Source organism: Halomonas halmophila, assembly GCF_006540005.1.
Classification (GTDB): Bacteria; Pseudomonadota; Gammaproteobacteria; order Pseudomonadales; family Halomonadaceae; genus Halomonas; species Halomonas halmophila.
Map to the genome: position 1 here is coordinate 1 of NZ_BJOC01000037.1, position 25,550 is coordinate 25,550.

The window sequence follows — 25,550 nt, forward strand, 5'->3', positions numbered from 1 at the left end:
CCGGCGGCGCCGTCTCGGCCTCGGCCGCCGCTTCCTCCGGGGAACGAGAGTCTCGAGTCATGGGAGTTCCTCAAAGACAAGGCGCGCCTCGCAGGACGCGCCGCGTCGAATCATGTCACCGGGCCGCGGTACCGCAGCCCGGCATGCTTTACAGCAGGTTGTGGTTTTCCAGATAGCCGACCACGGAATCGTAGTATTTCTGGGTGATCTCGTTCTTTTCCGCCCAGTCGGCCCACTCTTCCTTGGCGATGCTACGGAACTGGGCGCGCTCCTCGGCCGGCAGGTCGATGATCTCGATATCCGGGTTGTTGCGCGCTTCACGCACGGCTTCCAGGTCGCGGGTCTTGAGCTCGGCGACCATCTCGTAGGCCAGGCTGTCCACCGAGGTTTCGAGGATCGCCTTCAGGTCGGCCGGCAGGCCCTCCCAGATTTCCTTGTTCAGCGAGACCGAGACCATCGGCAGGGAATGGAAGCCCGGATACAGCGGATAAGGCGCGAACTCGTGCAGTCCCTGAGCCTGGTTGGTGGCAAACACCGTATAGTCGGCGGCGTCGATCACACCCTTTTCCAGCCCGGTGTAGACCTCCGAGCCCGGGAGGTTGACCGGGGTGGCGCCGGCCGCTTCGAAGATGTTGTAGACCATGCCCTCAGGCGCCCGCAGCTTGAGGCCTTTCATGTCCTCGACGGAACGAATCGGCTTGGTCGACGGCAGCGACTCGAGGCCGGTGGCGGCGGCGCCGATCAGGTGCAGGCCATAGGGCTCGACCAGCTCGTTGTACAGCTCCTCGCCACCGGCGTTGTTCATGTAGTCGAGGAAGTCGTAGGGATCACTCCAGGCACCGACCAGATTGCCCATCATGCCGAAGGCCGGGTTCTGTCCGGTGAAGTAGCTGGGGTCGGTCAGATGCCCCTGCAGGATGCCGGACTCCACTGCCTGCAGGGTCTGGTTGGCCTGGACAACCGAGCCCACCGGCAGAATTTCGATGGCGATACGGCCATCGGACATCTGCTCGACATTCTCGGCCCAGGCTTTCTTCATCTCGAACTGGGGTTCCCCGGCGGTTTCCGAGGTCTGGAAGGTCCACTCGTACTCGGCAGCCTGGGCATCGATGGCCAGGGCGCCAAGCACGGCAACGGTCAAGGTCTTGAGTGGCATGCGAGACATCATAAGGCTTCCTTTTCGGTTGTTGTTGACACGGTGGTCGGGACTTCGATGGATGGAACCCTGGGGATCAAGTCGGCGAGCCCCAGATCCCGGCCGGTGCGTTCCAGCACCGCCAAGGCCGCTTCACTGGCCTGATCGGGCTGACGCAGGCGAATCGCCTCCATCACCCGACGATGGCGTTCCATGCTGTCGTTGAGCTCAACGGCGCTGTGGTTGGATCTTTCCACCAGCAGCGCAATGGCCGGCTTCAGCACATGGCTGATCTGCGCCCAGACCAGGTTGTGCGAGGCCGCGAAAATGGCCTCGTGAAAGGCCACGTCGTAGTCGTCGTGGGACACGCCCTGCCAGTGCAGATCCTCGTGTTCCAGGGCACGGATCATGCCCTGATACGCGGACTCGATGGCCAGCAGGTCCGCGGCCGTGGCGCTTTCCGCCGCCAGGCGCGCCACATAGGGTTCGACGGCGACCCGGAAGGCGAAAATCTCGCGCTGGATACGCGGATTGGGCTGCGCGAACCGTGCCATCCAGCCACTGACTCGCGGGTCGAGCAGGTGCCATTCCTGAAGCGCCCGCACTCGCGAGCCCTGACCGGAAATACGCACCAGCAATCCGGCCGCCACCAGGGTCTGCAGCGCACTACGCACGGTGCTGCGACTCACGCCGAAGCGCTTGCAGAGATCGAGCTCCTTGGGCACGAAATCACCTGGTTCGTACTCCCCCGCGAAGATAGCTTCGGCAAGGGCATCGGCAATCTCCGGCCCAGAGGAGCGTCGTGTGTCAGAAACGGCAGAGGACATGATGTGCCTGTCGCAGTGAAAGAAAAGATTTGTGTCTGATCGATGATCGGCTATGTCGGACATAGGATCGGATAAAATCGGACACAGCGCTTTTAGACTTTAGTCTTTCACTGTCCGGGGCGAGCCGCCGCCTTCCCATGAACGCCGCCCGGGTGTAGGGTTCGGTCCCATCACGGGCGCCAGCAAGCAGATCGCGCCAGCCCAGACACCCGACTTGCGCAATAGGCCATGACTCGTCCCGTAACCGTCGTCTTCGGTGGCACCGGCTTCGTGGGTGCCCAGCTGATCAGAGAACTCGTGGAAAGTGGCCGACCGACCCGGCTGGTCGCTCGGCGGCCGGAGTGGCCGGCCTGGGTGGAAGAAGGTGACCCGCTGACCTTGTTTACGGCCGACATCCGCGATGCCGACCAGATTACCGAGGCGTTGGCGGGAGCCGACGCCGTGGTCAATGCCACCAGCCTCTATGTGGCATCGCGGCAGGTGAGCTTCGAGGATATGCATGTCACGGCCGCCGCCGAGCTGGCGCGGCAGGCGCACCAGGCAGGTATCGAACGCTTCGTGCAGTTATCGGGGATCGGCACCCGCCTCGACTCGCGCTCGGCTTATGTGCGCGCCCGGGCAAGAGGCGAGTCGGCCGTACTCGACGCCATGCCCAAGGCCACGATCGTCAGGCCCAGCGTCATCTTTGGACCTGATGATGCCTTTCTGGCCAACCTGACGGCCTTGACGCGACTGCCGGTGATTCCGTTGTTCGGTCGCGGCACTCAGCGCCTGCAGCCGGTGCATGTCGTCGATGTGGCCCGCGCCATCGTGACACTGACCGCTCGGCACCGCCCCAGGCGTTACTTCTTCGAGCTCGGGGGCGCCGATGCGCTCGACTACCGCGAGGTCCTCCAGCTGATCATGCATCACCTGGGGCGCCAGCGCCCCATGGTGCCGATTCCCTTCGCGGTATGGCATGCCGTGGCACTGGGCCTCGGCATTCTGCCCGCCCCTCCTCTGACGCGCGACCAGGTCATCCTCATGCAAGGCGATAATCGGGTAACGGAAGGCGTCGGCACCTTCGAGGATCTGGGCATTCGCCCGCGCGCGCTACGCGATAGCCTGCCGGATTGCCTGCCTCACCCGAGGTAAGGCGACGCATTTTCCTCGATTCCGCCGCCATACTCCCGCTCGACCCGGGCTATCCGCACGCGATACCGGGCATACCAGGCTTCGCGCCCCAGGCGCTGCGCTTCACGATGTTCGGCCTGAGCCTTCCACTGCCGGATGGAGTCGAGATCCAACCAATAGGACACCGTGATGCCGAGGCCTTCGCGGGCCGATTCCACGCCGAGAAATCCCGGCTGTTCTGCTGCCAGTTGCATCATGCGCTCGGCCATCTCGGCATAGCCGGCCAGGTCGTCGGCATGCAACGAAGAAAAGATGACGGCGTAGTAAGGGGGAAAGGGAGTGGTGGCCAGCATGGTCGATCAAACCTCCATCATGGCGAGAGCCGGCTGCTTTCGCTTGTCATTGTCATGGTGAGCCACGAGGATTGGGGTGTCGAATCCCCCAAGGAAACACTGCTTAAATGCCTTCGCATGCAAATCGCTTCGTTACGCGGTGCTCGAAATCTCGCCTAACTAATTGTTATGTCTCGCTTTCTGTGCTCCGTGCGCCTTGCGCTTCACTATGCTCGGCGATTTATTCAGCATTTCCATAACTTCCATAGAAGGTGAATTCATGGCCACTCCCCGTATTCTGGTTTTCGCCGGCAGTGCCCGCGAGGCGTCCTACAACAAGCAGCTGGCCCGATTGGCGGCGCAGCGTATCGAGGCTCTGGGCGGCACGCCCACCTTCGTCGATCTGCGCGACTATCCCGTCCCGCTCTATGATGGTGACCTGGAAGAACAGCAGGGATTGCCCGACAACGTCGTGGCACTGCGCCAGCTGCTCGCCGAGCATCAGGGGCTGCTGATTGCCTCACCGGAATACAATGGCTTCGTCACGCCGCTGCTGGTCAATACCATCGACTGGCTGACTCGCCCGCACCAGGGCGAGAGTGGCCTGGCATTGTTCCAGGACCGCCAGGCGGCCCTGGTAGGCGCTTCCCCCGGTGGCCTGGGTGGACTACGTGCCCTGAATCCGCTGCGTCAGTTGCTGACCAATATCGGCGTGACTGTCCTGCCGAACCAGCTGGCCGTCGGCGGAGCTGGTGACGCCTTCAATGCCCAGGGGCAGCTCACCGACGACAAACAGCGCGACAGCCTCGACGCCATCTGCCAACGGCTGATCACGACACTGGATCGGCTACACGACGAATGAGGCTCCGCGCAGCCCCGGGGAATGCGTGAGCGGTGATACCCTAACGGTATTACCATAACGATCATTCCACCATCCGACGGGTGAGCTCATGATACGGGGCGTTCGGTGATCACCGAACGTCCTTATACGAATGGAGCCCTGTCATGTCCTCACCCGACACACCGCTGGCCCGCCGCACCCTGGGCCAGAACTTGAACGTCTCCGCGCTGGGCTATGGTGCCATGGGCATCAGTGAATTCTATGGTCCTTCCGACGACACCGCCTCTCGCGCCATGCTTGACGAGGTCGCCAACGCCGGTATCGATTTCATCGATACCGCCGACATGTACGGGCGCGGTCACAACGAATCCCTGATCGGCGATTTTCTGAACCATCGCCGCCGTTCAGGTAGCCCGCAGGAGACCAAGATCGCCACCAAGTGCGGTATCGATCGCGGAGATGCCGACTATGCGCGTCGGGTCAACAATGACCCCGACTACATCCGTGCCTGTTGCGATGCTTCTCTTCAACGCCTCGGCGTGGAACGTATCGACCTCTACTACCTGCACCGCGTCGACCCACAGGGTGATATCCGCGCCGCCATGGAGTGTCTCGCAGAGCTGGTCCAGGCCGGCAAGATCGCCCATGTCGGCCTCTGCGAAGTTTCGGCGAACACATTGGCCAAGGCCCATGCCGTTCACCCGGTCACGGCGCTGCAGACCGAGTATTCGCTGTGGACACGTGATGTCGAGACCGAGATCCTGCCCACGGCGCAACGCCTGGGAATCGGCGTCGTGCCCTACTCACCTCTGGGCCGTGGTTTCCTGACGGGGCGCATCACCCAACAGGCGGATCTAGCCGAAGACGACTTCCGCCGCCACAACCCGCGCTTTCAGGCCGATAACCTGTCACATAACCTGTCCTTGCTGGATACGGTTCATCGCGTGGCCGAGCGCCACGAGGCCACGCCGGGCCAGGTGGCACTCGCCTGGCTTTTGACCCGGGACGCGCATATCGTGCCCATCCCCGGCACCCGTCGCTCGACCTACCTGTACGAGAACCTGGGGGCGCTGGCCTTGAACCTCGAAAAACGTGATCTGGATGATCTCGACACGGCCCTGCCACCGGACGCCGCGCATGGGGAACGTTATACTGAAGAAGGCATGAAGGGGGTCAATGCCTAGGCACTGTCTGAAAAGTCGACGAGCGAAGGTTAGACAAGGCGAAAAGCTGTGAAAATGCGGAGTTTACAAGGAGTAAATGAGCAATTTGAGCAGATTTTCAACGTCGTATAGCCGAGCACAGGCAGTTTTCAGACATTGCCTAACGCCGCGACAGCCCCGTGCTGCTTCGGTGAGGGGCCGCCGCGTCGAGCAGCTGCTCAACGAGCTGCAATACCTCGGTACGCGCTTCGTCGGCTCGCCACAACAGTTTGAGTTCAATGCTCAAGCGCTTTTCGAGGCCGACTGCAAAGGGCCGGTAGGCCACACCGAGACGACTGGCAGCACGCATGCTGGAGGGCAGGAAGGCAACGCCCTCCCCGGCGGCCACCCGTGCCAGCAGGCTCATGTGCTCCTGCGGCTCGGGGCGCCGCGGCGGCGCATAGCCATGGTCCGCGAAGACCCGCTCGCAGTGATCATGGAAGGTCGGGTTGTCGTGACGCGGGAACCAGAACAGTCGGCTATCCGCCAACGCCGCGAAAGACACGCGTTCGTGGGCCGTCGCCGGGTGATCGGCGGGCAGTGCGATCATCAAAGGATCAAGCGCCAGGACTCGGGAGGCTATCACGTCACCGGGGTCGGCCACTTCGCCCACCAGCGCCAGGTCGAGCGCACCAGTTCGCAAGCGTTCCAACAGGTCCTTCGAATAGGCCTCTTCGAGGCTAGTGCATTCTGGAAGGCGTGCCGAGGTCAGAGCATCACCCAACCCTGGCACCAGGCTGAAATCTATCACACTGGTCAGTCCCAGCCGCACATTGGTACTGGCCATGGGCGCCATACGGCGCAGCCGCACCACTGAGGCATCCAGTGATTCGAGCACTGCTCGGGCATCGGCTTCGAAGGCTTCGCCCGGCGGCGTCAGGCGCACACCATGAGTATCGCGCTCGAAGAGCCTGACCCTGAGCAGATCTTCCAGTCCGCTGATCTGGCGTGACAAGGGAGGCTGCGACATGTGCAGACGCTCGGCGGCACGACGGAAACTGAGCTCCTCGGCGACTGCCAGAAAACACTGCAGCTGCCGAGTGGTAGGCCGGTGTGACAACGCACGGCTTGCCATTCAGGGGTCAACACCTCGCAGTTTTCGATGCTCGGCTTAGAGCCGCCCTTGCCGGGAGAGCCGCCGCCTGACCCAGCGGTCATACCACCAGGTCAGCGCCGGCTTGATGACGGGCAGGCTGATCAGCACGGCCAGTGGCCGCATCAGCGGGACTCGGTGCAGCAGCAGGCTATAAGCCGGCATACCCTGATACAGATGGCCGTTGGCGTCCTCGACATGCAAGGACAACAACGCTTCCTGCACCGTCACGCCGTGCTCATGGAGCACGGATTCATGGGCGTTGGCATCCAGCCACTCCACGGAGTTGGCCCGCTGTGCCCAGCGCTCGTAACGCTGGCGTTCACGGCGACACAACGGGCAGGCAGCATCGTAATAGACCTTCAGCCAGGACGTATCAGCCACGCCACCTCCGTGCCCGAACCATCAGGCAACGCGGGTCAAATGCCGATATCCTCATCGAGCTCTTTCTCGTCATGCTTGTGCAGTGGGGAGTCTTCGTCACACTCCAGATCCTGTTCAAAGGTACGAGTCACGTCCAGCAGGCCGAGTTCCTGAATGGTGCGGCGCCCCAGCAGCACCGGATAGGTCATGTTGTCACGATCCTCGAGGCTGAACTGCTCTTCGTAGCGGGTATCGCCGATGCACATCGTCATCAGTACCGCCGGCCGACGGTCCTGACCGCCGGCGCCGGTGAGGATCAGGTTGCGAAATACCTGGCGCTCGAAGGTTTTGGACACGACTTCCTCGGTCGACTCATCCTCGACCTCGACGACGAAGCGCACCCACTCTTCCCCGTCGCGCTGGAAACGCTCGATGTCCTCGGCCTGCATGGACGACGTCAAGGCACCGCTGTCCAGCTTGACCTTGACCTCGGGCCCCCAGGGCTCCTCGATCGTCGCTTTTTCGACCCAGCCAAACACTTTCTGGTCGTCATCATCCGCCGGCGCGGCACTGCTCAACAGTGCCGTGACAAGACCGGTCATCAATGCGCCGTACATTACCTTGTGCATCCTGGCTCTACCTCGCAAAAAGCGTTACTCAATATGAACGAGTGAACCATATCAAGGCTGGCCACACCTTGCCATCCAGCCGCCGAACGGCATAACGCCCGCTCGGTGGTCGAGCGGGCGCAGATCGGCAGAACTCAAGTTGTCGCCGTCACGTTTCAACCGGATGGAAAACTGAACTCGGCACTAGCCCACTCGTTACGCTGGGGCCAGCGTTGGGAGACCGACTTGCGGCGGGTATAGAACCGGACCGCGTCGGGACCATAGGCATGCAGGTCGCCGAACAGTGACTCCTTCCAGCCGCCGAAACTGTGAAATGCCACCGGCACCGGCAACGGCACATTGATACCGACCATGCCGACCTCGATGCGGTCGGCGAAGCGACGTGCCGCTTCGCCATCCCGGGTGAAGAGGCAGCTGCCGTTGCCATACTGGTGACCATTGATCAGCTCGATGGCGTCCTCGAAGGTCTCGACGCGTACCACACACAGCACGGGGCCGAAGATCTCGTCACGGTAGATGCTCATCTCCGGCGTCACCCGGTCGAACAGCGTCGCGCCCAGGAAGTAGCCCGGTGACGCCTCGACCCGCGCATGCGCCCGCCCATCGACCACCAGATCGGCGCCGGCCTGCTCGCCCCGAGCGATGTAGCCGGCCACCCTGTCGCGATGGGCGGCGTTGACCAGCGCCCCCATGTCGAGTCCCTTCTCGGTTCCCGGCCCAATCTTCAGGTGACGCGCCTGATCGGCCACCTTGTCCACCAGCGCATCGGCAGTGTGATCGCCCACGCAGACCGCCACGGAGATCGCCATGCAGCGCTCACCGGCACTACCGAAGGCCGCCCCCACCAGGGTATTTGCCGCATTATCGAGATCGGCATCCGGCAGCACGATGGCATGGTTCTTGGCACCACCCAGCGCCTGGACGCGTTTGCCGTTCGCGGCGCCACGCTGGTAGATCGCACGCGCCACCGGCGTCGAGCCGACGAAGGACAATGCCTTGACGTCCGGCGCATCGATCAGCGCCTCGACGGTTTCACGATCGCCATGGACAACGCTAAAAATGCCCTTCGGCAGACCGGCCTCGTCGAGCAGCTCGGCCATCTTGGTCGCGGCCGAAGGCACCTGCTCGGAGGGTTTGAGGATGAAGGCATTGCCGCAGGCGATGGCCATGGGATACATCCACAACGGCACCATGGCAGGAAAGTTGAAGGGCGTGATGCCGGCCACGATGCCCAGCGGCTGGTGGTTGGACCAGGTATCGATGCCCGGCCCGGCGTTGTGCGAGTACTCACCCTTGAGCAGCTCCGGGACGCCACAGGCGTATTCGACGTTCTCGATGCCTCGCTTGAGTTCGCCCATGGCGTCCTCGAGTACCTTGCCATGCTCTTCCGCGACCAGCTGACAGATCTGCTCGGCATCGCGTTCCAGCAACATCTTGAACCGGAACATCACCTGAGCGCGCCTGGCCGGCGGCATCTCGCGCCACGCCGGCAATGCCGCACGAGCACCGGCGACGGCCTGCTCCACGGTGTCGGCACTGCCCTGTGCCACCTGGCGAATGGCTTCACCGGTGGCCGGGTTGTAGACATCGATCCTGCGTTCGCCGGCCAGGCGCTCGCCGGCGATCCAGTGGGTCACATTGGTCATGGGTCTCTCTTCAATGCTTGGGCAAACCGGAAGCCACGCCCCTTGCTGGCATGGCCTTCCCGGCCCGACCGACAGAAACGATGAGCTTTCCAGCGACAAGTCCCGCGAGGGCGCTATGAACCCTTCCCTGGGCGCTACTTTTGCCCTGCGGCGCTTTCGCGTCCCGCTTCGCTTGCAGGTCCTGTGCTGGCCATCCATGGCCAGCCCGTTCGGAGCAGTGCTCCTCACCCATGGCAAAAGCCCCTCGCTTGGCCTTGTCCCCGGCGCTCATCTCGACAATTGTCAGGCGCGCAGACAGCACTCAGACCTCGCGGTCGAGCAGCGCCTCGTCGAAGGGGTAGCGCGACAACTTCTCGATGCCGGTCTCGGTGACCAGCACTTCTTCCTCCAGCTTGACGCCATCGGCGGCACCGACCTCGCCGATATAGCTTTCCACCGAGACCACCATGCCCGGTTCGAGAATGCCGTCCTTGGAGAAACGATCGAAATCCATGTGGTGGGCGACCAGCGGCGTCTCGCCATGCATGCCCACCCCGTGGATGACCGACGGATAGCGCCGGTCCAGGAAGCGTTCGGGAATCTTCCAGGCCAGCTCGGCGACCTCGAGATAGCTCATGCCCGGTTTGAGAATGCCCATGTTGTGATGGACCTGATCGTAGGCCATGCGATACAGGCTCTTCTGGTAGGCGCTCGGCTTGCCGGGCCCGACATGAAAGGTCCGCGAGAAGTCGGAATAATAGCCATGGCAACCGATGGTATCGGTGTCCAGGGCCACCAGCTCACCGGGGCGAATCACCCGGTCACTGGCCTCGTTGAACCAGGGGTTGGTGCGCGGCCCGGAGGACAGCAGCCGGGTCTCGATGAACTCCCCGCCCTGGCGGATGACATCGCCGTACAGGATGGCGAACAGTTCGTTCTCGGTGACGCCGGGTTTGATGGCGGCCTCGACTTCGGCCACGGCTGCCTCGCTGCCGGCCATCGACTGGGCCAGGCAGGCGATTTCCTGCGGTGTCTTGATGCGTCGACAGTGCAGGGTGTCCTGCATGCAGTCATGTACATCCAGCCCTTGCGCTTCGAGAGAACGCGCCAGATTCAGCGTGCAGCGATCCAGGCCGATCTTCCTGTTGCCGCAACCGTGTTCTGCCATCAGCTCGGCGATCTCGATGCCGAAGGGGTCGGACGACATCTCGTCGCGCTGATTGACCGCCGACCACACCACCTTGGACGTGCGCGACTCATCGATGGTCTCCAGCCAGGTGGAGACATGCGCGCTGCCCGGATATTCGAAGAGAATCACCGGCCCTTCCAACGGCACATAGATGTAGCGGGTGGAGTTGCGCAGGAAATAGCCGAACATGTTGCGCGAGCCGGTGGCATAACGCTGGTTGTAGGGGTCGAAGAGCACCAGGGCGGCATAGCCCTGTTCAGCCATCATGGCGCGCAGTCGCTGCAGCCTGCCGGCACGCAGCTGCACCGGGTCAAAGGCGGTGGGAATGCTGTCGCCATTGGCCATGGGCGCCGATGGCACCACCGGGACACTCTCGGGTTCGTTGTCGGTCAGCTTTTCGAAATCGACGATACTCATGCAATCCGCGTCTCTCGCAGGTGGATCGGTGACAAGGTGGGGAACGGGCTCAGTCGGCCAGGGCGTCGTTGCGGCTCATGCCTTCTTTCTGCAGGCTTTCATGCACCGGCGCCATGCGTCCGAAGATGCGCTGGGCACGCTCGGGACGGCCGATGAAGCCGGGCTCCTTGGCGTAGGCGAAGATCACCGTGTGGCGCTCCTTGTCGCCTTCCACCGGCGTGACACGGTGCAACGAGTAACGACCGAAGAAGATCTGCAGGTCCCCCGGTTGCAGGTCCAGGGACTTGAGGCGCGAGCGATCACCGTCGATGACCTTTTCGACTTCCGCGAAGTTCTCGCCTTCGGGGCTGCGAATGCCCGGCGCGTACTCGAAACGCCCACCACCGTGCGATTTCCGGGTCATCATGGTGACGATGAACTCGTTGGTATCGTAGTGCCAGGGGTGCTGGCAGCCCTCGCGCAGCACATTGATCACCAGATCCGCCAGCGGGTCGGCATACTGGTGAATCTCCTCCATGCCGACCACCGAGGCAATGAAGCGCTGGAACTCGGGGTTTTCGTAGACCTGACGAATGATGGTATCGGCATCGATGCGATCCCCCGCCACGAATCCATTGGTGCGGTCATCGAAGCGGTTGAGGGGGTGACGGTCGGGGCGCTCGGGGTCACCGTCACTGTTGTAGGGATTGGTCTCGGTCTGATTGTAGTGCGCTTCCGGCGAGAGTCGCTGGGTCTCGCGCTCCAGGCGCTCCAGTGCTTCCCGGGGCACAAAACGCTTGAGCACCACGCAGCCATCCTGAGCCAGTTGCTCGCGACATTGAGCGATCAGCTCGCGGCCTGCCTCACCATCCAGGTGGTCCAGCGGGTAGCGCTGTAGATCGATCAAGCCGTTCAGGGACACGCCGCTTCGGTCGGCTGAAGTTGCCACGGTCATGGGGATCTCCGTTTAACGATGCACGCTGGACAGCCTAGGCAAGCGATCCCCATAATAAAAATGAATGATTGAGATAAAACCAATTTCAAAGGCTCATCAATTATGGATACCGTGCTGCTTCGTGCCTTCGTGACCGTGGCGGAAAGTCAGGGATTCAGCGCCGCAGGCAAGGTGCTGCACCGCACACAGTCCGCCATCAGCCTGCAGATCAAGCGACTGGAAGACCAGATGGGGCAGTCCCTGTTCGAGCGAACCAGCCGCAGCGTGCTCCTCACCGCTCATGGCGAGCAACTGCTGCCATATGCACGCCACATGCTCAAGCTGGAAGACGAGGCCCGGGAATTGCTCGGCAATCGACGACGCGGCGAACTGATTCGCTTCGCCACCTCCGAGGAACAGGCCAGCGCCTATTTGCCCAACCTCTTGCCTCGCTACGCGCAGCGCTTCCCGGACACGCGGCTGGAACTGAACTGCGATATCAGCGCCAATGTGGTCAATCAGTTTCAGGAAGGCTTGCTGGATGTGGTGCTGTCGATTCGCCACCTGCCGACACAATCCGGTCAGCTGCTGGGCTGGGAGCCCATGGTCTGGGTGGTGGCCGAGCACTGCCGGCTGGAGGATTGGCAGACGATTCCGCTGGCGCTCAACCCGGAAGGTTGCGTGTTCCGCGCCCACGCCCTATCCGCCCTGGGGCGCGCCGAGCAACCCTGGGAAATCCACTACTCGAGCCAGTCGCCCACCGGCATCAACCTGCCCGTGCAGGCCGGACTGGCCATGACCGTCAAGACACCGCGCAGCGTACCGGCAGGCTGCCGCATCGTCGGCCAGGCAGAGGGCCTGCCGGCTCTCGGGCAGGTCGAGATCGAAATGCATTGCCGTCCCGGCCACACCAGCGAGGCCCTGGAAGCCTTCTGCGAGGAGCTGGAACGCATCATCACCCAGAATGATGACGTGAGCGTCCCGGAGGTCAACGAGGTCGTGTCGGGCTGAAGCCTGCCCGCACCGCAGCACGGGCAGCCCAGGTCCCGCTACCGCTCTCAGTCACGGCGGTAGGTGCCGACGAGACGGTTCATCCCCAGCAGATGCGGCTCCACCTGCTTGAGCAATTCGGCCATGCTGATGCCTTCCGGCAGGTCGGTGGGCTTGTCCAGCGCCAGCACCCAGAAGTAATACTGGTGCACGCCATGCCCTTCGGGCGGCATGGGGCCGCCATAGCCATTACCCCCGAAGTGGTTGACACCTCGCGTGCCCACCGAGGTGGCTTCGTCGAGTGAGGTCACCGAGCCCGGCAGGTTGTACAGCACCCAGTGAACGAAGCCATAGCCGCCATGCTCCACCAGGGGTGCATCCGGGTCATGACAGATCACCGCGAACCCCTTGGTTCCTTCCGGGGCATCCTGCCAGGACAAGGCTGGCGACAGGTCTTCCCCGTCTCCAGTGTAACGCACCGGGATGACACCCTGGTCGGCAAAGGCATTGCTCTCTACGCGCATCTTGGTCAGTGCAAAAGCCATCTTCGTTGTGCTCCTGGAAAGTCGCATGAAGGGAAGCACCCTCGGTGCTCCCGGCTGACTCAGCCTCGGCAAAAGCCGTTAGCCTGTCAACGACGTCTTCTCATGGCATGATGGCCGTCACGTCCTTCTTCAACCCCTGCAACCACGAGGCGCCTCATGAAACACCTGCTGATCGTGGCCCATGCGCCGTCCGACAACACCCGCCGCCTGCGCGACGCGGCAGCGCGAGGCGCCCGCCATGCGGATATTGCCGATGTCAGCGTAACCCTCAAGGCGCCCCTCGACGCCGGGCCCGAGGATGTCCGCCAGTGCGATGCCATTCTGCTCGGCACCACCGAGAACCTGGGCTACATGAGTGGTGCCCTCAAGGACTTCTTCGATCGCAGTTACTACGTCGTACTCGAGGAAAAGCGCGGGCTGCCCTGCGCCTTGTACATTCGCGCCGGCCGGGACGGCACCGGCACGCAGCGCGCCGTGGAAGGCATCGTCACCGGCCTGGGCTGGAAATGGGCCCAGGCACCGCTGATCTGCCAGGGCGAGTGGCAGGCGGACTTCGAGGATCAGGTGGAAGAACTCGGCATGGCGCTCGCCGCCGGGCTCGAGGCCGGGATTCTGTAAGGTGCGTCCTTTTACGTCAGGATGGCAAGCGACCCGGGGGATCGTCCCTCCGGGTCGCCTCCTCCTTATCTGCGAGCTACTGCTCACAGTGACTGCTCGCGCAGGACGTCGCCATCATTCGTTCGGATTTGCATACGCAAAGGCTCCACGGACATCTCGGCGTTGCGCTGGACATCGATCGTCTGAATATCGTAATCCAGATGCAACTCCACCGACCGGTCGACCAGCTTGTCGAGCAGGGCCTCGGCCTGGTCGGGTGGCATGGCAAGGCGCTCCGGAAGCCACTCATGGACCGACGGGAGTGAGCGTCTATAGGCGCGCAGCACGCCGAACCCCGGGAAGCGGGCACGCCGGTAAGTGAGTGCAAAGGCCTCGGCACCGAAATCATAGCGCCCCAGCGTGGCCGGCAAGACCTCGGTGATGGCAATCGGCAACGGCGGTGCCTCGCGTACCATGGCCGGCACCAGCTCATCGAAGACATGGCCTCGCAGCCGACGCGCCTCGAATTCACTTTCTGCCATGAAGTCATCGAAACGATCACAGTCTTTCTCCGTGCGGGCGGCATAGCAGCCCAGGTACTGCTCTCCCAAATCCTCCTTGACCAGGTCCTTGAGCAAGTAGCCCAGAGGCCTGTGCATGGACTCGCTGCTCAGGCCCTGCAGGCCAGCCGCCATGAGGTAGGCGACGGCATCATGATCGTCGGGGGAAAAATCCAGTCGCCCGGCCTCATTGAAGGTCAGGTCCAGATCGCGCAGGACGCTGGCTGAGCTGCCATCTGCCTCGGCACTTGGCGTCACCGACGCCAGGCTTTGCGCCGCCTCTTCCGACGACTGCACAAGGTCCCCACGCAGTGACTCCAGGGTCTTGCCGTCCGCTTCATCCCCCAGCACATACTCGATCTCCTGAACCGTCGCCTGCCATCCGGCACTGGCCTGGTCGAGGGATTCCTCGATGGCGATGTGCAACTGAAAACGAGCTTCATCGCCCCCACTCAGTTGGGTCACTTTCTCACGGAACGCTTCGGCATGGGTGGGTGGCACGGCAAAGCGATGCTCGTATTCTGCCACCTCCAGCCTACGCGCGCCCGACAACAGCCGACTCACGCCCGACACCAGCAAGACGCGCTTCTCTTTATTCAGCCCCCTGACCCAGAGCTCGAAGCTTTTCTGATCAAAATCATATTCTCCCACCCCACCGACCAGGACATATTCGTACTGCACCCGGGGCCTCGGCGCCTCGGCCAAAAAGGCCTGGACCGCGGGGGAGTCTCGCAATTGCTGGATCCTGCGTTTGCGTTCGAATTCGTTGGCGCCTCGCCACCAGGAGAAACGTCCATCCCCCTTGCTTTCGAACACCACCCCCGGGTTGGGGTCGAACAACATCAGAGCTTTCCATTCTGCGTCCGCGTAGGACATGCACCCCGGCTGCCCCGATTGCATCTCCTGGGTGCTGCAGAGGTAATCTCGCGTATCCTGGCGATCCAGGTGTTGCCAGGCAATATACAGCAGGTTCTCCTGCTGGCTATCCGCACCCTCCGCATGCGCCAGATAGGCGTGATACATGCGCGACTGGAGGCGCTCGAGCTTTTCGATCTCCCGCCTCTCCTCTTCCGAGTGAGGCGTGTCATCGAAGGGGTAGGTCAGGATAACTCGTCCGCCCGCGCGCGGCGCCGCCGAGGCGCTGACCTCCCGGGATTGCCCCGCCTCCGGGGACACGGCATCCGTCACTGTCCGGGTATCGAGAGACTCGAGCGGAGCGGCGGGCGTCGTGCGTAGCTCGGCTTCCCGCGCGCGCATGGCGGTTGCCAGACACCCGGAGTCATCTCCGCAGCGATTGCGTTCCTGGATCCAGTCACGTTGCCGTTGACGCAGCGATGACCGGTCAGAGGAGCCGGACAGGCGTGCCTGGTAGGCTTCATGTACCGCGATATCCAGCCTCGCCAGCTCCCCGGAGCCACAGATGGCATGCTCGGCGGCGGCCCTGGCTTGGCGGCAATCGAAGCTGGGTGACTGGGCGCTTGCTGGTGCGGATTGTGCCCGCTCCGGCCGGTTCTGCAGCGCATCCTGCAGCGCCAGCGCCAGGCTGGCGGAAGGCTGGCCGGTCCGGCGCACCCCCTGGTCCGCCTGGAAGGCCCGGATGGCCGTGGCGGTCTTTCTTCCCATCAGGCCGTCGACAGGCCCGGCGTTGTAGCCCAGCTGGTTGAGCATTTCCTGCAGACGCGACACTGTCTGTCGGGACGGTAGTGCCGTGGTGGTGGAGGCAGGACCCTGCGCCGCTTCGGGGGCGGCGCCTGCTCTGGAAGGTGATGCGGTGTGCGCTGTGTTGGAGTGGCCGGAAGATGGCGAGGACGCTGACTGTTCGGCACGTCGCTGCTGCACCTGTTGTTCGTTTTCGCGTCGTCGACGCTCGGCTTCCTCCCGGCTGGTTTGCTGATCCTCGAGAATCGCCCGACCAACGTCCTCGACGATGCCTCGCAGCAAGTCATTCTGTGCCTGGGCAAGCGGAGCCGCGAGCAGCAGACACAGGCAGCCACAGCAGAATTTCTTGTTGTTCATGGTGGCCTCCCGCACTTCTGGAGTGCTGAGTCGTGATACGTTACCTCCTCTTCGGCGTCATCCTGCTTGACTGAGTATTCTGATTCCCGTACCGCAGCTTGAGAGCCAGCGCCACCTATCCCGCGCCAGCCCGCGCTCAGTTCCACTGCTTACCTGGTCAGGCTAGTCGATTTTTCGCTTCCCCGACCGCCTTTTCGGTCCGCCGCCCACTCGCTGCTCAGGCAGGCGAATCCGCGGTGTCGCCAGCGTGGCCACGGATACAAAAACGGCGCCCTCGAAGGGCGCCGCTGGCGAGCATCTCTGTCAGAAAGGCGATTCAGCGCAGGCGCTCGAACACCGTGGCCACGCCCTGCCCCATGCCGATGCACATGGTGGCAAGCCCCAGCGAGGTGCGCTGTTCCTGCATCACGTTGAGCAGCGTGGTGCAGATGCGCGACCCGGAGCAGCCCAGCGGGTGGCCCAGGGCGATGGCGCCGCCATGCAGGTTGACGGCTTCATCCATGCGATCCTTCAGGCCCAGGTCCTTGAGAACCGGCAGCGACTGGGCGGCGAAGGCTTCATTGAGCTCGACGGTCTGGATGTCGTCGATCGTCAGTCCCGCCGCCTTGAGCGCCTTCTTCGACGCCGGCACCGGCCCGTAGCCCATGATCGAGGCATCACAGCCCGCCACGCCGGTGGACAGGACCCGGGCGATGGGCTCCAGGCCGAGCGCACTGGCGCGCTCGGCGCTCATGACCGCCATGCCGCTGGCACCCACGGAAAGCGCCGAGGAGGTGCCAGCCGTCACGGTACCGTTGCGCGGGTCGAACGCCGGCTTGAGCCCGGCCATGGATTCCATGCTCGCGTCCTCGCGGATGACCTCGTCGCGATCGACGCGCACGCGGAACCCCTGGTCATCGTGGCCTTCGATGCCGATGATCTCATTGTCGAAGCCGCCATTCTGCTGGGCGGCATGCGCGCGCTGATGCGAACGCACGCCGAAGGCATCCTGGTCCTCCCGCGAAATGCCATGCATCTTGCCCAGCAGTTCGGCGGTGAGGCCCATCATCATGGCGGCCTTGGCGGCATGCTTGCTGGCCGCCGGATTGACATCCACGCCATGGGTCATCGGCACATGCTCCATGTGCTCGACCCCGCCGATGATGTAGAAGTCGCCCATGCCGGCGCGGATGTTGGCCGTCGCAATATGCAACGCACTCATCGAGGAGCCGCACAGACGGTTGACCGTCTGGGCCGGCACCGTGCGCGGAATGCCGGTCATGATCGCCGCGTTGCGGGCGATGTTCATGGCCTGCTCCAGGGTCTGGTTGACGCAGCCCCAGATGACATCATCGACTTCAGCGGGGTCGAGCTTCGGGTTGCGCTCGAACAGCGACTGCATGACACCGGCCGACAGGTTCTCGGCACGCACGTGACGAAAGGCGCCGCCCTTGGCCTTGGCCATGGCCGTGCGCACGCCGTCCACGATCACGATATCTCTCGGATTCAGACTCATCGAATGGTTTCTCCCCGACACTTGATAAGGCAAGTGGTGAATAGCACGTGAATCAGGCCTCGGCGGCCTCCTGGTAGAAACGCTCGCCGTTGCGTGCCATCTCGCGCAGCTTGTCGGTCGGCGCATACAGCGCCCCGAGCTCGGCCGCCAGCTCGTCGGCCTGGGCGACGAAGGCCTCGAGCCCCATGGCATCGATATAGCGCAGGGCGCCACCGCGGAACGGCGGGAAGCCGATGCCATAGATCAATGCCATGTCGGCCTCGGCCGGCGTACCGACGATGTTGTCCTCGAGGCAGCGCACCGCTTCCAGGCATAACGGCGTCATCATTCGCGCGATGATGTCGTCGTCGGAGAAGTCGCGACCCGACTCGGCGACGCTTTTGACCAGTTCGATGGCCGTCTCGTCGCTGGTCTTCTGCGGCTTGCCTTTTTTGTCCTCTTCATAGGCATAGAAGCCCTTGGCGTTCTTCTGCCCCAGGCGATCATTGTCGAACATCACCTGAATGGCGCTCTGCGGTCGGCCGTCATCGCCGCCACCGCCCAGGCTGCCCATGCGCTCCGGGAAGCCTTCGGCCATGACGTCGCCGGCATGCACGGCGGTGTCCATACCCACCACATCGAGCAGGTAGGCCGGTCCCATGGGCCAGCCGAACTTTTCCATGACCTTGTCGACGCGCTGGAAATCCGCGCCGGCGGTGATCAGTTGACTGAAGCCGCCGAAGTACGGGAACAGCACCCGATTGACCAGAAAGCCGGGGCAGTCGTTGACCACGATCGGCGTCTTGCCCATCTGGCGTGCATAGGCCACGGTCGCGGCGACCGCGGCATCGGAGGTCTTCTCGCCACGAATGACCTCGACCAGCGGCATGCGATGGACCGGATTGAAGAAGTGCATGCCGCAGAAGTTCTCGGGCCGTTTCAGGTTCTCGGCCAGGCGTGTGATCGAGATGGTCGAGGTATTGGAGGTGAGGATGGCATCTTCGCTGACGTACTCCTCGACCTCGGCCAGTACCGCGCCCTTGACCTTGGGGTTCTCGACCACGGCTTCGACCACCAGGTCGACATGGCCGAAGTCACCATAGCTCAGGGTCGGGCGGATATTGCCGAGCCGCTCTGCCACCTGCTCGCTGGAGAGCTTACCGCGTTCCAGCTGCTTGCCGAAGAGCTTGCGAGCCTCCTTGAGCCCCAGCTCGATCGCCTCTTCCTTGATGTCCTTCATCAGGATGGGCGTGCCCTTCGACGCGCTCTGGTAGGCAATGCCGCCGCCCATGATGCCAGCCCCGAGCACACCGGCCTGATTGACGGGCGCGGACTGCCTGGCGTACTGGCTGCCCTTCTTCTTGACCACCTGGTCATTGAGGAAGAGCCCCACCAGGTTGTAGCAGACGTCGGTCAGCGCCAGCCTGGCGAAGGCACTGGCCTCGATCGCCTGAGCCCGCGCACGTTCTTCGCCGGCACCCTTCTGGATGACCTTGATGGCCTCGATGGGCGCCGGGTAATGGGGCCCGGCCTTGCCGGCGACATAGCCCTTGGCGGTCTCGAAGGCCATCATCTGCTCGATGGCATCCAGTTTCAGCGGCCCCTGCTTCTCGGCACGCCGGGCCTGATAGTCGAGCTCGCCCTGTCCGGCTCGGCTGAGGATATCGCGGGCGGCGGCGTCCAGGGACTCGGCCGGCACCACGGCATCGACCGAACCGACCGCCAGGCAGGCATCGGCACGATTCTCGGTACCACCAGAGATCCACTCGATGGCATTGTCCGCACCGATGAGCCGCGGTAGACGCACACAGCCGCCCCAGCCGGGCAGGATGCCGAGCTTGGTCTCGGGCAGGCCGATCTTGGCCTGGTCGCTCATGACGCGAAAATCGGTGGCCAGGGTCACTTCACAGCCACCGCCCAGGGCCAGGCCATTGATGGCACTGACCGTCGGGAACGGCAGATCCTCGAGACTATTGAAGATCCCGTGAACCCGCTCGAGCATGGCCTGAATCTCGTCTTCACCCTTGGCGAACATGCCATGAAACTCGGTAATGTCAGCCCCGACGATGAAGGCATCCTTGGCACTGGTCAGTATCAGCCCGGTGATATCCGACTCGCCGCGCAGCGCTTGCAACGCCTCGCCCAGTTCCTGGACGACGGCGCCGGACAGCGTGTTGACCGACTCGTCCTTCAGGTCGAAGGTCAGGGTCGCGATGCCCTGATCATCACGCGCCAACGAGATGGCATTGCCTTGATAGATCATCCACGAATCTCCGTGCAGGAATTCATACGGCCGTTTGATTTCTGACAGCTTGGGGTACCGCCGAGTCTACGTCAAGACTAGGCTCTGTATTGTCGACAGCAACGCCCCCGATGCGTGCCACAAGCTGATAAGATACGCCCATGTCACCGAATCGTCCCCCCGAGCCAGCGGGCCGGACCGACCCAGGCACGCCGGCTGGGGCCTCGCGCCTGGGCGTCTGGGAAGCCCGCATTGAACGGCTCACCGAAAAGATCCGCCCCTGGAGCTGGCTGTGGCCACCGGTTGCCTTCCTGGCCGGCGCCGGCAGCTTCTTCCTCGTCGAGCGCCAGCAGTGGCTGGGTGCCATGCTGGCCCTGGGCATGCTGCTGACCTGGTGTCTGCTGCTCTCCGAGAGCCTGATCGGTCGCTTTCTATCGCGTCGTGGTTATCCAACGCTGCCGCGTGGCGTGACAACGTTTATCGCCCAGATGGTACACCAGGAAACCCTGTTCTTTACCTTGCCATTTCTCCTGGCGACCACGGTATGGACCAGCGGTCAGGCCATTTTCACCCTTGCGATGGTTGGCCTGGCGATATTGTCGGTGCTCGACCCCCTCTACTATAGGCTTGCCGAGCAGAAGCGCAGTCTCTACTTCGCCTTTCATGCTCAATGCGTTTTCCTGGTGGTGCTGGTCAGCCTGCCCACCCTGCTGCACCTGACTACAGGGCAGAGCCTGCTGCTGGCACTGGCGGCGACCGTGATCTTCAGCCTGCCAAGCCTGATGCACCTGCTGCGCCCCATGACCGTGCGACGCTGGCTGCTCATGCTGGCACTGCTGCCGCTGCTGGCCGGCATCGCCTGGGCCGGCCGCATCTGGGTACCACCGGCCAGCCTGTGGATCTCGGGTAGTGCCCTGTCACCGGCCTTCGATGTCGAGTCACGCACTCCCCAGGGCAGCCTGCAACTGACCCCCGATGCTCTCTCCCGCCAGGGGCTCTACGCCTATACGGCGATTCATGCGCCCCGCGGGCTGCGCGAGGAAGTCGTACACGAGTGGCGCCACAAGGGCGAGCTGATCGATCGCATTCCGCTGGAGATTCAGGGTGGCCGTGCCGAGGGTTACCGGGCCTGGACGCACAAGCGCAACTTCCCGGAGGACAGCACGGGACGCTGGCGTATCGACGTCATGACGGCCAGTGGCCAGCGCATCGGCGTCTTGCGTTTCAACGTTGCGACCGACGCGGATAGCGCCACCCGGGCCGATGGTCACATCAGCTCGCCTCCCGGCCTGCCGGGGCTGAACATCCGCGGCCTGATCGCCGACCCCGAGTCACAACCATCGGCCGAGAGTCAAAATAACGTTGATCAGCGTTCGAGGCCGTCAGAAAAAGGCAATAGTTAACGGGCTATCGGGTTGCATTCCACGCTGAGGCTTCGGACAATCCAGACAGGTTTTTCAGACGTAGATGCGCTATGCAACAAAATATCGGCTTCCAACTCGCGCGCGTGCCACGCCTGTGGCGCGCCGTCATCGATCGGCGCCTGGCCCCGGAAGGCCTGACGCAGACACGCTGGGTCACGCTCTACCACCTGTGGCGGATGGGCAGCGACCAGGCGCAGTGCGATCTGGCGAGGGCCATCGGCGTCGAAGCGCCCTCGCTGGTCCGCACCCTGGACCAACTTTCCGTGCAGGGGCTGATCGAACGCCGTCCCTGTGGCCAGGACCGACGCGCCAAACGCATCTTCCTGACCGACAAGGCGACGCCGCTGCTGGAACGTATTGATGCGGTCGTCTCGCAGGCACGCAAGGAGATGCTGGCCGGCCTCGACGACGACGAGGTCGAGCAACTGATCGACCTGCTGTCACGCATCGAGGCCAACGGGTTGGCCATACAGGAGCGCGAAGAGGCCTAAGGAAACGCTGAATAAATCGACGAGCATAGTGAAGGCTAGGCCCGCTCCCGGCGGGCCATCGCATTTCCCACATCCTTGTGGGTCACGCAAGGCGCACGGAGCACAGAAAGCGAGACATAACAAGTCGTTAGGCGAGCTTTCGACCGGGCTGGCGCACCAGCACCGCGCACAAATTCGCCGGGAGCGAATTTGAACCGTCCTTGGACGAGCCCACTGGGTAGCCGCCAGGGATGGCGGCTATAGCGAAGCGATTCGCATGCGCAGGCATTTAAGCAGTGTTTCCCTAACTGCCCGCCGATGGAGCCCTGGGCGCCCGCAGACGCGAATGGGCGCCCGGGTAGTCCGGCCTCCCCGCCAGTTCCTGCACCAGGCGGGGCATGCGCGCCTCGAGACGCGTGAACGCCTCGCAGGACAGCGACTCATCCCACCACAGGGTCAGGCAGGCGGCGCTGGATTCGACCACAACCGCATCCTCCGGCAACGCTTCAAGCAGTGCCGCAAGCTGGCTCGTGGCGTCCCCCGGCAAGGCGCGCAGCGGTTCCACGCGCCAACGCCAGCCCGGCTGGCACGCCTTGAGCGACTCACTGGCCAGCGCCTCGCGCACCACCAGGAAGTCGGGCCCCGGCTGCTGCGGTGGATAGCGCCAGCGGTAGGCGGGCAGTGTCTCGCCGCCATCATGCAGCGGCGACGACTCGATGCGTACCGCCACTCCCAGTTCACGCGCATACTCGCGGAGTCCCATCACGCGTTGCTGTCGCCGGCTAGGGCGCAGCCACATGGCCGGCGCAAACACCAGCCCCACCACCAAGAGAATAATCAACCAGAGCATTGGCCTTCCTGTACGTCGCGACAACCATCCGGTGCCAGTGCCGAGTGGCCTGGTGTTGATGCAAGTCGTTGTCTTGTCACCTTCGGCATCCTAAAGTAGAAGGCAGATACCAACTGCCGTTGGAAACCGCTGCGGAGACTGCAACATGAGCAACGAATATCGTCATGTCCTGGTCGCTGTCGACCTGACCAAGGATTCCAAAAAAGTGCTGAAGCGTGCACTGCACATCGCCGACCGCAACCAGGCCAGGCTTTCCATCATGCACACCCTGGAGCCGCTTGGCTTCGCCTATGGCGGCGATATCCCCATGGATCTCACCAGCATCCAGGATCAGCTCGATGAGCATGCCAAGCAGCGCCTGGCCGAGATTGCCGACCCCTATGTGCCCAGCGAGAACCAGCATGTCATGGTCGGCATGCCGGATACCGAAATTCATCGCTTCGCCGAGGACCAGCAGGTCGACCTGATCGTCGTCGGCTCTCACGGTCGCCATGGCTTCGCCCTGCTGCTCGGCTCGACTTCCACCGGCGTGCTCCACGGCGCCAAGTGTGACGTCCTGGCAGTGCGCGTGGGCACCGGAGACGATGGCGAGGATAGCGCCGAATAGCTCCGACGCTCTCTCGCTGGCCCCCTGACCGATGTCGTGAGCGGGGGGTACCAGGGCTACTCGCCGGCCGCCATGGCCTCGAGTTCCATCCAGCGCTCCATGGCCGTATCCAGCTCGGCCTGCTTGTCGTTGAGCGCCTGCAGGGTCTCGCTGACCGTATCGGCTTCCTGTTGATAGAAGGCCGGGTCGCCCACCTGACGCTCGAATTCCGCCACCTCATTCTCGAGGCGTTCGATCTCGGCGGGCAGGCCTTCCAGTTCGCGTTGCAGCTTGTAGGACAGCTTGGCCCGCCTGGGCTCCGCCGGCCGTGAAGGTGTGGCCGGGGCCGCCGCTGCCTTGCGCGAGCCACCGGCGTCGCCGGTGGATACCGGCTCGGCATGCTGGCGGGCCGCTCCTTCCCAGGGGGCCGGCGGCAGACTGCCGCCCTGACGCACCCAGTCGCTGTAGCCACCGACGTACTCGAGCACTTTACCAGCCCCTTCGAAGGCCACCACGCTGGTCACCACGTTGTCCATGAAGGCCCGATCATGGGAGACCAGCAGCAGTGTGCCGTCGAAGCTCAACAGCAGTTCCTCGAGCAACTCCAGGGTCTCGACGTCCAGGTCATTGGTCGGTTCGTCGAGGACCAGAACATTGGCCGGCTGAGTGAACAGCCGCGCCAGCAGCAGGCGATTGGACTCACCGCCCGACAGCGCCTTCACCGGCTGACGAGCGCGATCGGGCGTGAACAGGAAGTCCTGCAGGTAGCTCATGACATGGCGGTCGCGTCCCCCCACCTCGACCCGGTCACTGCCCAGGGCCACGTTTTCGTAGACCGTCTTCTCCGGCTCGAGGCCGGCGCGCAGCTGGTCGAAATAGGCCACCTGCAGCTTGGTGCCGACACGCACCCTGCCCTCGGTGGGCTCCAGTTCGCCGAGCAGGATCTTCAGCAATGTCGTCTTGCCGGCCCCGTTGCGGCCGATGAAGCCGATGCGGTCACCGCGCTGGATCTCGATGTTCAGGTTGTCGATGATGACGTCATCGCCGAAGCGCTGCGTCACCTGTTCGAGCTCGACGACCCGCTTGCCGCTGCGTTCGCCGGTGTCCACGGACAGATTGGCACGCCCCTGACGCTCGCGGCGCTCACTGCGTTCGCGACGCATCTGCTCGAGCGCCCTGACGCGGCCCTCGTTGCGCGTGCGCCGGGCCTTGATACCCTGCCGAATCCAGGATTCCTCCTGAGCCAGCTTCTTGTCGAACTCGGCATTCTCGCGCGCTTCGACTTCCAGCTCGTGGGTCTTCTGCTCCTGATACCTGGGGTAATCGCCGGGATAGCGGCCCAGCCGTCCGCGATCCAGCTCGAGGATCGCCGTGGCCAGCCGCGACAGAAAGGCCCGGTCGTGGGTAATGAACAGCACGGCGCCATTGAAGGCCGAGAGCTGCTCTTCCAGCCAGGCGATGGTATCCAGGTCGAGGTGGTTGGTGGGCTCATCGAGCAGCAGCAGGTCGGGCTCGGCGACCAGGGCACGCGCCAGCGCCACACGCCGCCGCCAGCCACCCGAAAGGCCTGACATCTCGGCGTCTTCCGGCAGCCCCAGGCGCGTCAGCACCACGTCGATGCGCTGATGGAAGGACCAGCCATCGATGGCCTCGATACGACTCTGCAGCTTCGCCATGCGCGACATGTCGGGGTCGTCGGCCTGTATCAGATGGTGATACTCCGACAACAGCTCACCGGCCTCGGGCAGCCCCTGAGCGACCACATCGAAGATGGTCGCACCCGTGGCATCGGGCAGATCCTGGGCCAGTACCCCGATCTTCAGGCCAGGGGCTCGCCAGATATCGCCGCTGTCCGGCGTGATCTCGCCCGATACCAGTTTGAGCAGGGTCGACTTGCCGGTACCGTTGCGGCCTACCAGCGCCAAGCGCTCTCCCTTCTCCAGCACCAGCTCGGCGTCATCCAGCAGTACCTGGTTGCCGTAGGCCAGTTGCAGCCGTTCCAGACGTAACAGCGTCACTCAAACACCTCCAGATTCATCAAGTCGCCCAGTGTAACGCATGACCGCCCCGACGTGGCCCCACCCCATCGACGACAGGTACAATACGCGATCGTTGTA

At 63.4% G+C, this 25,550-nt stretch carries 23 protein-coding genes; 8 read left to right on the plus strand and 15 right to left on the minus strand.

Features of this window, described 5'->3' with window-relative positions:
- Positions 1–148: 148 nt before the first annotated feature.
- Both HHA01_RS12535 and HHA01_RS12540 read right to left on the minus strand, forming a co-directional pair.
- Entirely contained in the window at positions 149–1,168 is a 1,020-nt protein-coding gene (locus HHA01_RS12535) for a TRAP transporter substrate-binding protein (RefSeq protein WP_141321213.1), read from the minus strand.
- On the minus strand, positions 1,165–1,962 hold the full coding sequence (locus tag HHA01_RS12540; RefSeq protein ID WP_141321215.1) for a FadR/GntR family transcriptional regulator: 798 nt from the start codon (positions 1,960–1,962) through the stop codon (positions 1,165–1,167). Before HHA01_RS12540 ends, HHA01_RS12535 begins: the two co-directional genes overlap by 4 nt.
- Before the next feature lie 228 nt (positions 1,963–2,190).
- Between HHA01_RS12540 and HHA01_RS12545 the strand changes: the two genes are divergently transcribed.
- Positions 2,191–3,096: a complex I NDUFA9 subunit family protein gene (locus tag HHA01_RS12545; RefSeq protein ID WP_141321217.1), complete on the plus strand. Its 906-nt coding sequence runs from the start codon at positions 2,191–2,193 to the stop codon at positions 3,094–3,096.
- On the opposite strand, the gene HHA01_RS12550 is transcribed toward HHA01_RS12545, so the two are convergent.
- Positions 3,084–3,428 (minus strand): antibiotic biosynthesis monooxygenase family protein, encoded by a 345-nt coding sequence (locus HHA01_RS12550; RefSeq protein ID WP_141321219.1) that lies wholly within the window; start codon positions 3,426–3,428, stop codon positions 3,084–3,086. The two genes, HHA01_RS12545 and HHA01_RS12550, sit on opposite strands and share 13 nt — an antisense overlap.
- Before the next feature lie 259 nt (positions 3,429–3,687).
- On the opposite strand from HHA01_RS12550, the gene HHA01_RS12555 reads away from it, so the two are divergent.
- Entirely contained in the window at positions 3,688–4,269 is a 582-nt protein-coding gene (locus HHA01_RS12555) for an NADPH-dependent FMN reductase (protein WP_141321221.1), read from the plus strand.
- A 143-nt stretch (positions 4,270–4,412) separates the two neighbouring features.
- Positions 4,413–5,432: an aldo/keto reductase gene (locus HHA01_RS12560; RefSeq protein WP_218023811.1), complete on the plus strand. Its 1,020-nt coding sequence runs from the start codon at positions 4,413–4,415 to the stop codon at positions 5,430–5,432.
- 139 nt (positions 5,433–5,571) lie between these two features.
- Here HHA01_RS12560 and HHA01_RS12565 read toward each other — a convergent pair whose 3' ends face one another.
- From HHA01_RS12565 to HHA01_RS12590, 6 genes are all read right to left on the minus strand, one after another.
- Positions 5,572–6,525: a LysR family transcriptional regulator gene (locus HHA01_RS12565; protein WP_141321223.1), complete on the minus strand. Its 954-nt coding sequence runs from the start codon at positions 6,523–6,525 to the stop codon at positions 5,572–5,574.
- Positions 6,526–6,561: 36 nt separating this feature from the next.
- Entirely contained in the window at positions 6,562–6,927 is a 366-nt protein-coding gene (locus HHA01_RS12570; protein ID WP_141321225.1) for a thiol-disulfide oxidoreductase DCC family protein, read from the minus strand.
- A 35-nt stretch (positions 6,928–6,962) separates the two neighbouring features.
- On the minus strand, positions 6,963–7,523 hold the full coding sequence (gene rloA3 / locus HHA01_RS12575; protein WP_373862945.1) for a retropepsin-like aspartic peptidase RloA3: 561 nt from the start codon (positions 7,521–7,523) through the stop codon (positions 6,963–6,965).
- 167 nt (positions 7,524–7,690) lie between these two features.
- Positions 7,691–9,181: a CoA-acylating methylmalonate-semialdehyde dehydrogenase gene (locus tag HHA01_RS12580; RefSeq protein WP_141321229.1), complete on the minus strand. Its 1,491-nt coding sequence runs from the start codon at positions 9,179–9,181 to the stop codon at positions 7,691–7,693.
- Between the two features lie 301 nt (positions 9,182–9,482).
- Positions 9,483–10,766: a M24 family metallopeptidase gene (locus tag HHA01_RS12585; protein WP_141321231.1), complete on the minus strand. Its 1,284-nt coding sequence runs from the start codon at positions 10,764–10,766 to the stop codon at positions 9,483–9,485.
- Between the two features lie 49 nt (positions 10,767–10,815).
- A complete protein-coding gene (locus HHA01_RS12590; protein WP_141321233.1) occupies positions 10,816–11,700 on the minus strand; it encodes a HalD/BesD family halogenase in 885 nt (294 codons plus the stop codon).
- A gap of 102 nt (positions 11,701–11,802) precedes the next feature.
- On the opposite strand from HHA01_RS12590, the gene HHA01_RS12595 reads away from it, so the two are divergent.
- Positions 11,803–12,690: a LysR family transcriptional regulator gene (locus HHA01_RS12595; protein ID WP_141321235.1), complete on the plus strand. Its 888-nt coding sequence runs from the start codon at positions 11,803–11,805 to the stop codon at positions 12,688–12,690.
- Positions 12,691–12,737: 47 nt separating this feature from the next.
- Here HHA01_RS12595 and HHA01_RS12600 read toward each other — a convergent pair whose 3' ends face one another.
- On the minus strand, positions 12,738–13,214 hold the full coding sequence (locus HHA01_RS12600; protein ID WP_141321237.1) for a YbhB/YbcL family Raf kinase inhibitor-like protein: 477 nt from the start codon (positions 13,212–13,214) through the stop codon (positions 12,738–12,740).
- A gap of 156 nt (positions 13,215–13,370) precedes the next feature.
- Here HHA01_RS12600 and HHA01_RS12605 point away from each other — a divergent pair, with 156 nt between their 5' ends.
- Positions 13,371–13,832, plus strand: coding sequence for a flavodoxin family protein (locus tag HHA01_RS12605; protein WP_141321239.1), 462 nt, complete (start codon positions 13,371–13,373; stop codon positions 13,830–13,832).
- 83 nt (positions 13,833–13,915) lie between these two features.
- Here the strand turns inward: HHA01_RS12605 and HHA01_RS12610 are convergent, their stop codons facing one another.
- The 3 genes from HHA01_RS12610 to fadB form a co-directional block, all read right to left on the minus strand.
- A complete protein-coding gene (locus HHA01_RS12610) occupies positions 13,916–16,387 on the minus strand; it encodes a peptidoglycan-binding protein (RefSeq protein WP_141321241.1) in 2,472 nt (823 codons plus the stop codon).
- Between the two features lie 316 nt (positions 16,388–16,703).
- Positions 16,704–17,882, minus strand: a complete 1,179-nt coding sequence (gene fadA / locus HHA01_RS12615) for an acetyl-CoA C-acyltransferase FadA (protein ID WP_141321243.1) — start codon at positions 17,880–17,882, stop codon at positions 16,704–16,706.
- A gap of 52 nt (positions 17,883–17,934) precedes the next feature.
- Positions 17,935–20,124 carry a fatty acid oxidation complex subunit alpha FadB gene (gene fadB, locus HHA01_RS12620; protein ID WP_141321245.1) on the minus strand — a complete coding sequence of 730 codons (2,190 nt, stop codon included), beginning with the start codon at positions 20,122–20,124 and terminating at the stop codon, positions 17,935–17,937.
- 140 nt (positions 20,125–20,264) lie between these two features.
- Here fadB and HHA01_RS12625 point away from each other — a divergent pair, with 140 nt between their 5' ends.
- A complete protein-coding gene (locus tag HHA01_RS12625) occupies positions 20,265–21,506 on the plus strand; it encodes a DUF5924 family protein (RefSeq protein ID WP_141321247.1) in 1,242 nt (413 codons plus the stop codon).
- 71 nt (positions 21,507–21,577) lie between these two features.
- Entirely contained in the window at positions 21,578–22,018 is a 441-nt protein-coding gene (gene slyA / locus HHA01_RS12630; protein WP_141321249.1) for a transcriptional regulator SlyA, read from the plus strand.
- 283 nt (positions 22,019–22,301) lie between these two features.
- On the opposite strand, the gene HHA01_RS12635 is transcribed toward slyA, so the two are convergent.
- Positions 22,302–22,847 (minus strand): preprotein translocase subunit YajC, encoded by a 546-nt coding sequence (locus tag HHA01_RS12635; RefSeq protein ID WP_141321251.1) that lies wholly within the window; start codon positions 22,845–22,847, stop codon positions 22,302–22,304.
- 145 nt (positions 22,848–22,992) lie between these two features.
- Here HHA01_RS12635 and HHA01_RS12640 point away from each other — a divergent pair, with 145 nt between their 5' ends.
- Entirely contained in the window at positions 22,993–23,454 is a 462-nt protein-coding gene (locus HHA01_RS12640) for a universal stress protein (protein ID WP_141321253.1), read from the plus strand.
- A 56-nt stretch (positions 23,455–23,510) separates the two neighbouring features.
- Here the strand turns inward: HHA01_RS12640 and HHA01_RS12645 are convergent, their stop codons facing one another.
- Positions 23,511–25,451: an ATP-binding cassette domain-containing protein gene (locus tag HHA01_RS12645; protein ID WP_141321255.1), complete on the minus strand. Its 1,941-nt coding sequence runs from the start codon at positions 25,449–25,451 to the stop codon at positions 23,511–23,513.
- Positions 25,452–25,550: the final 99 nt, after the last annotated feature.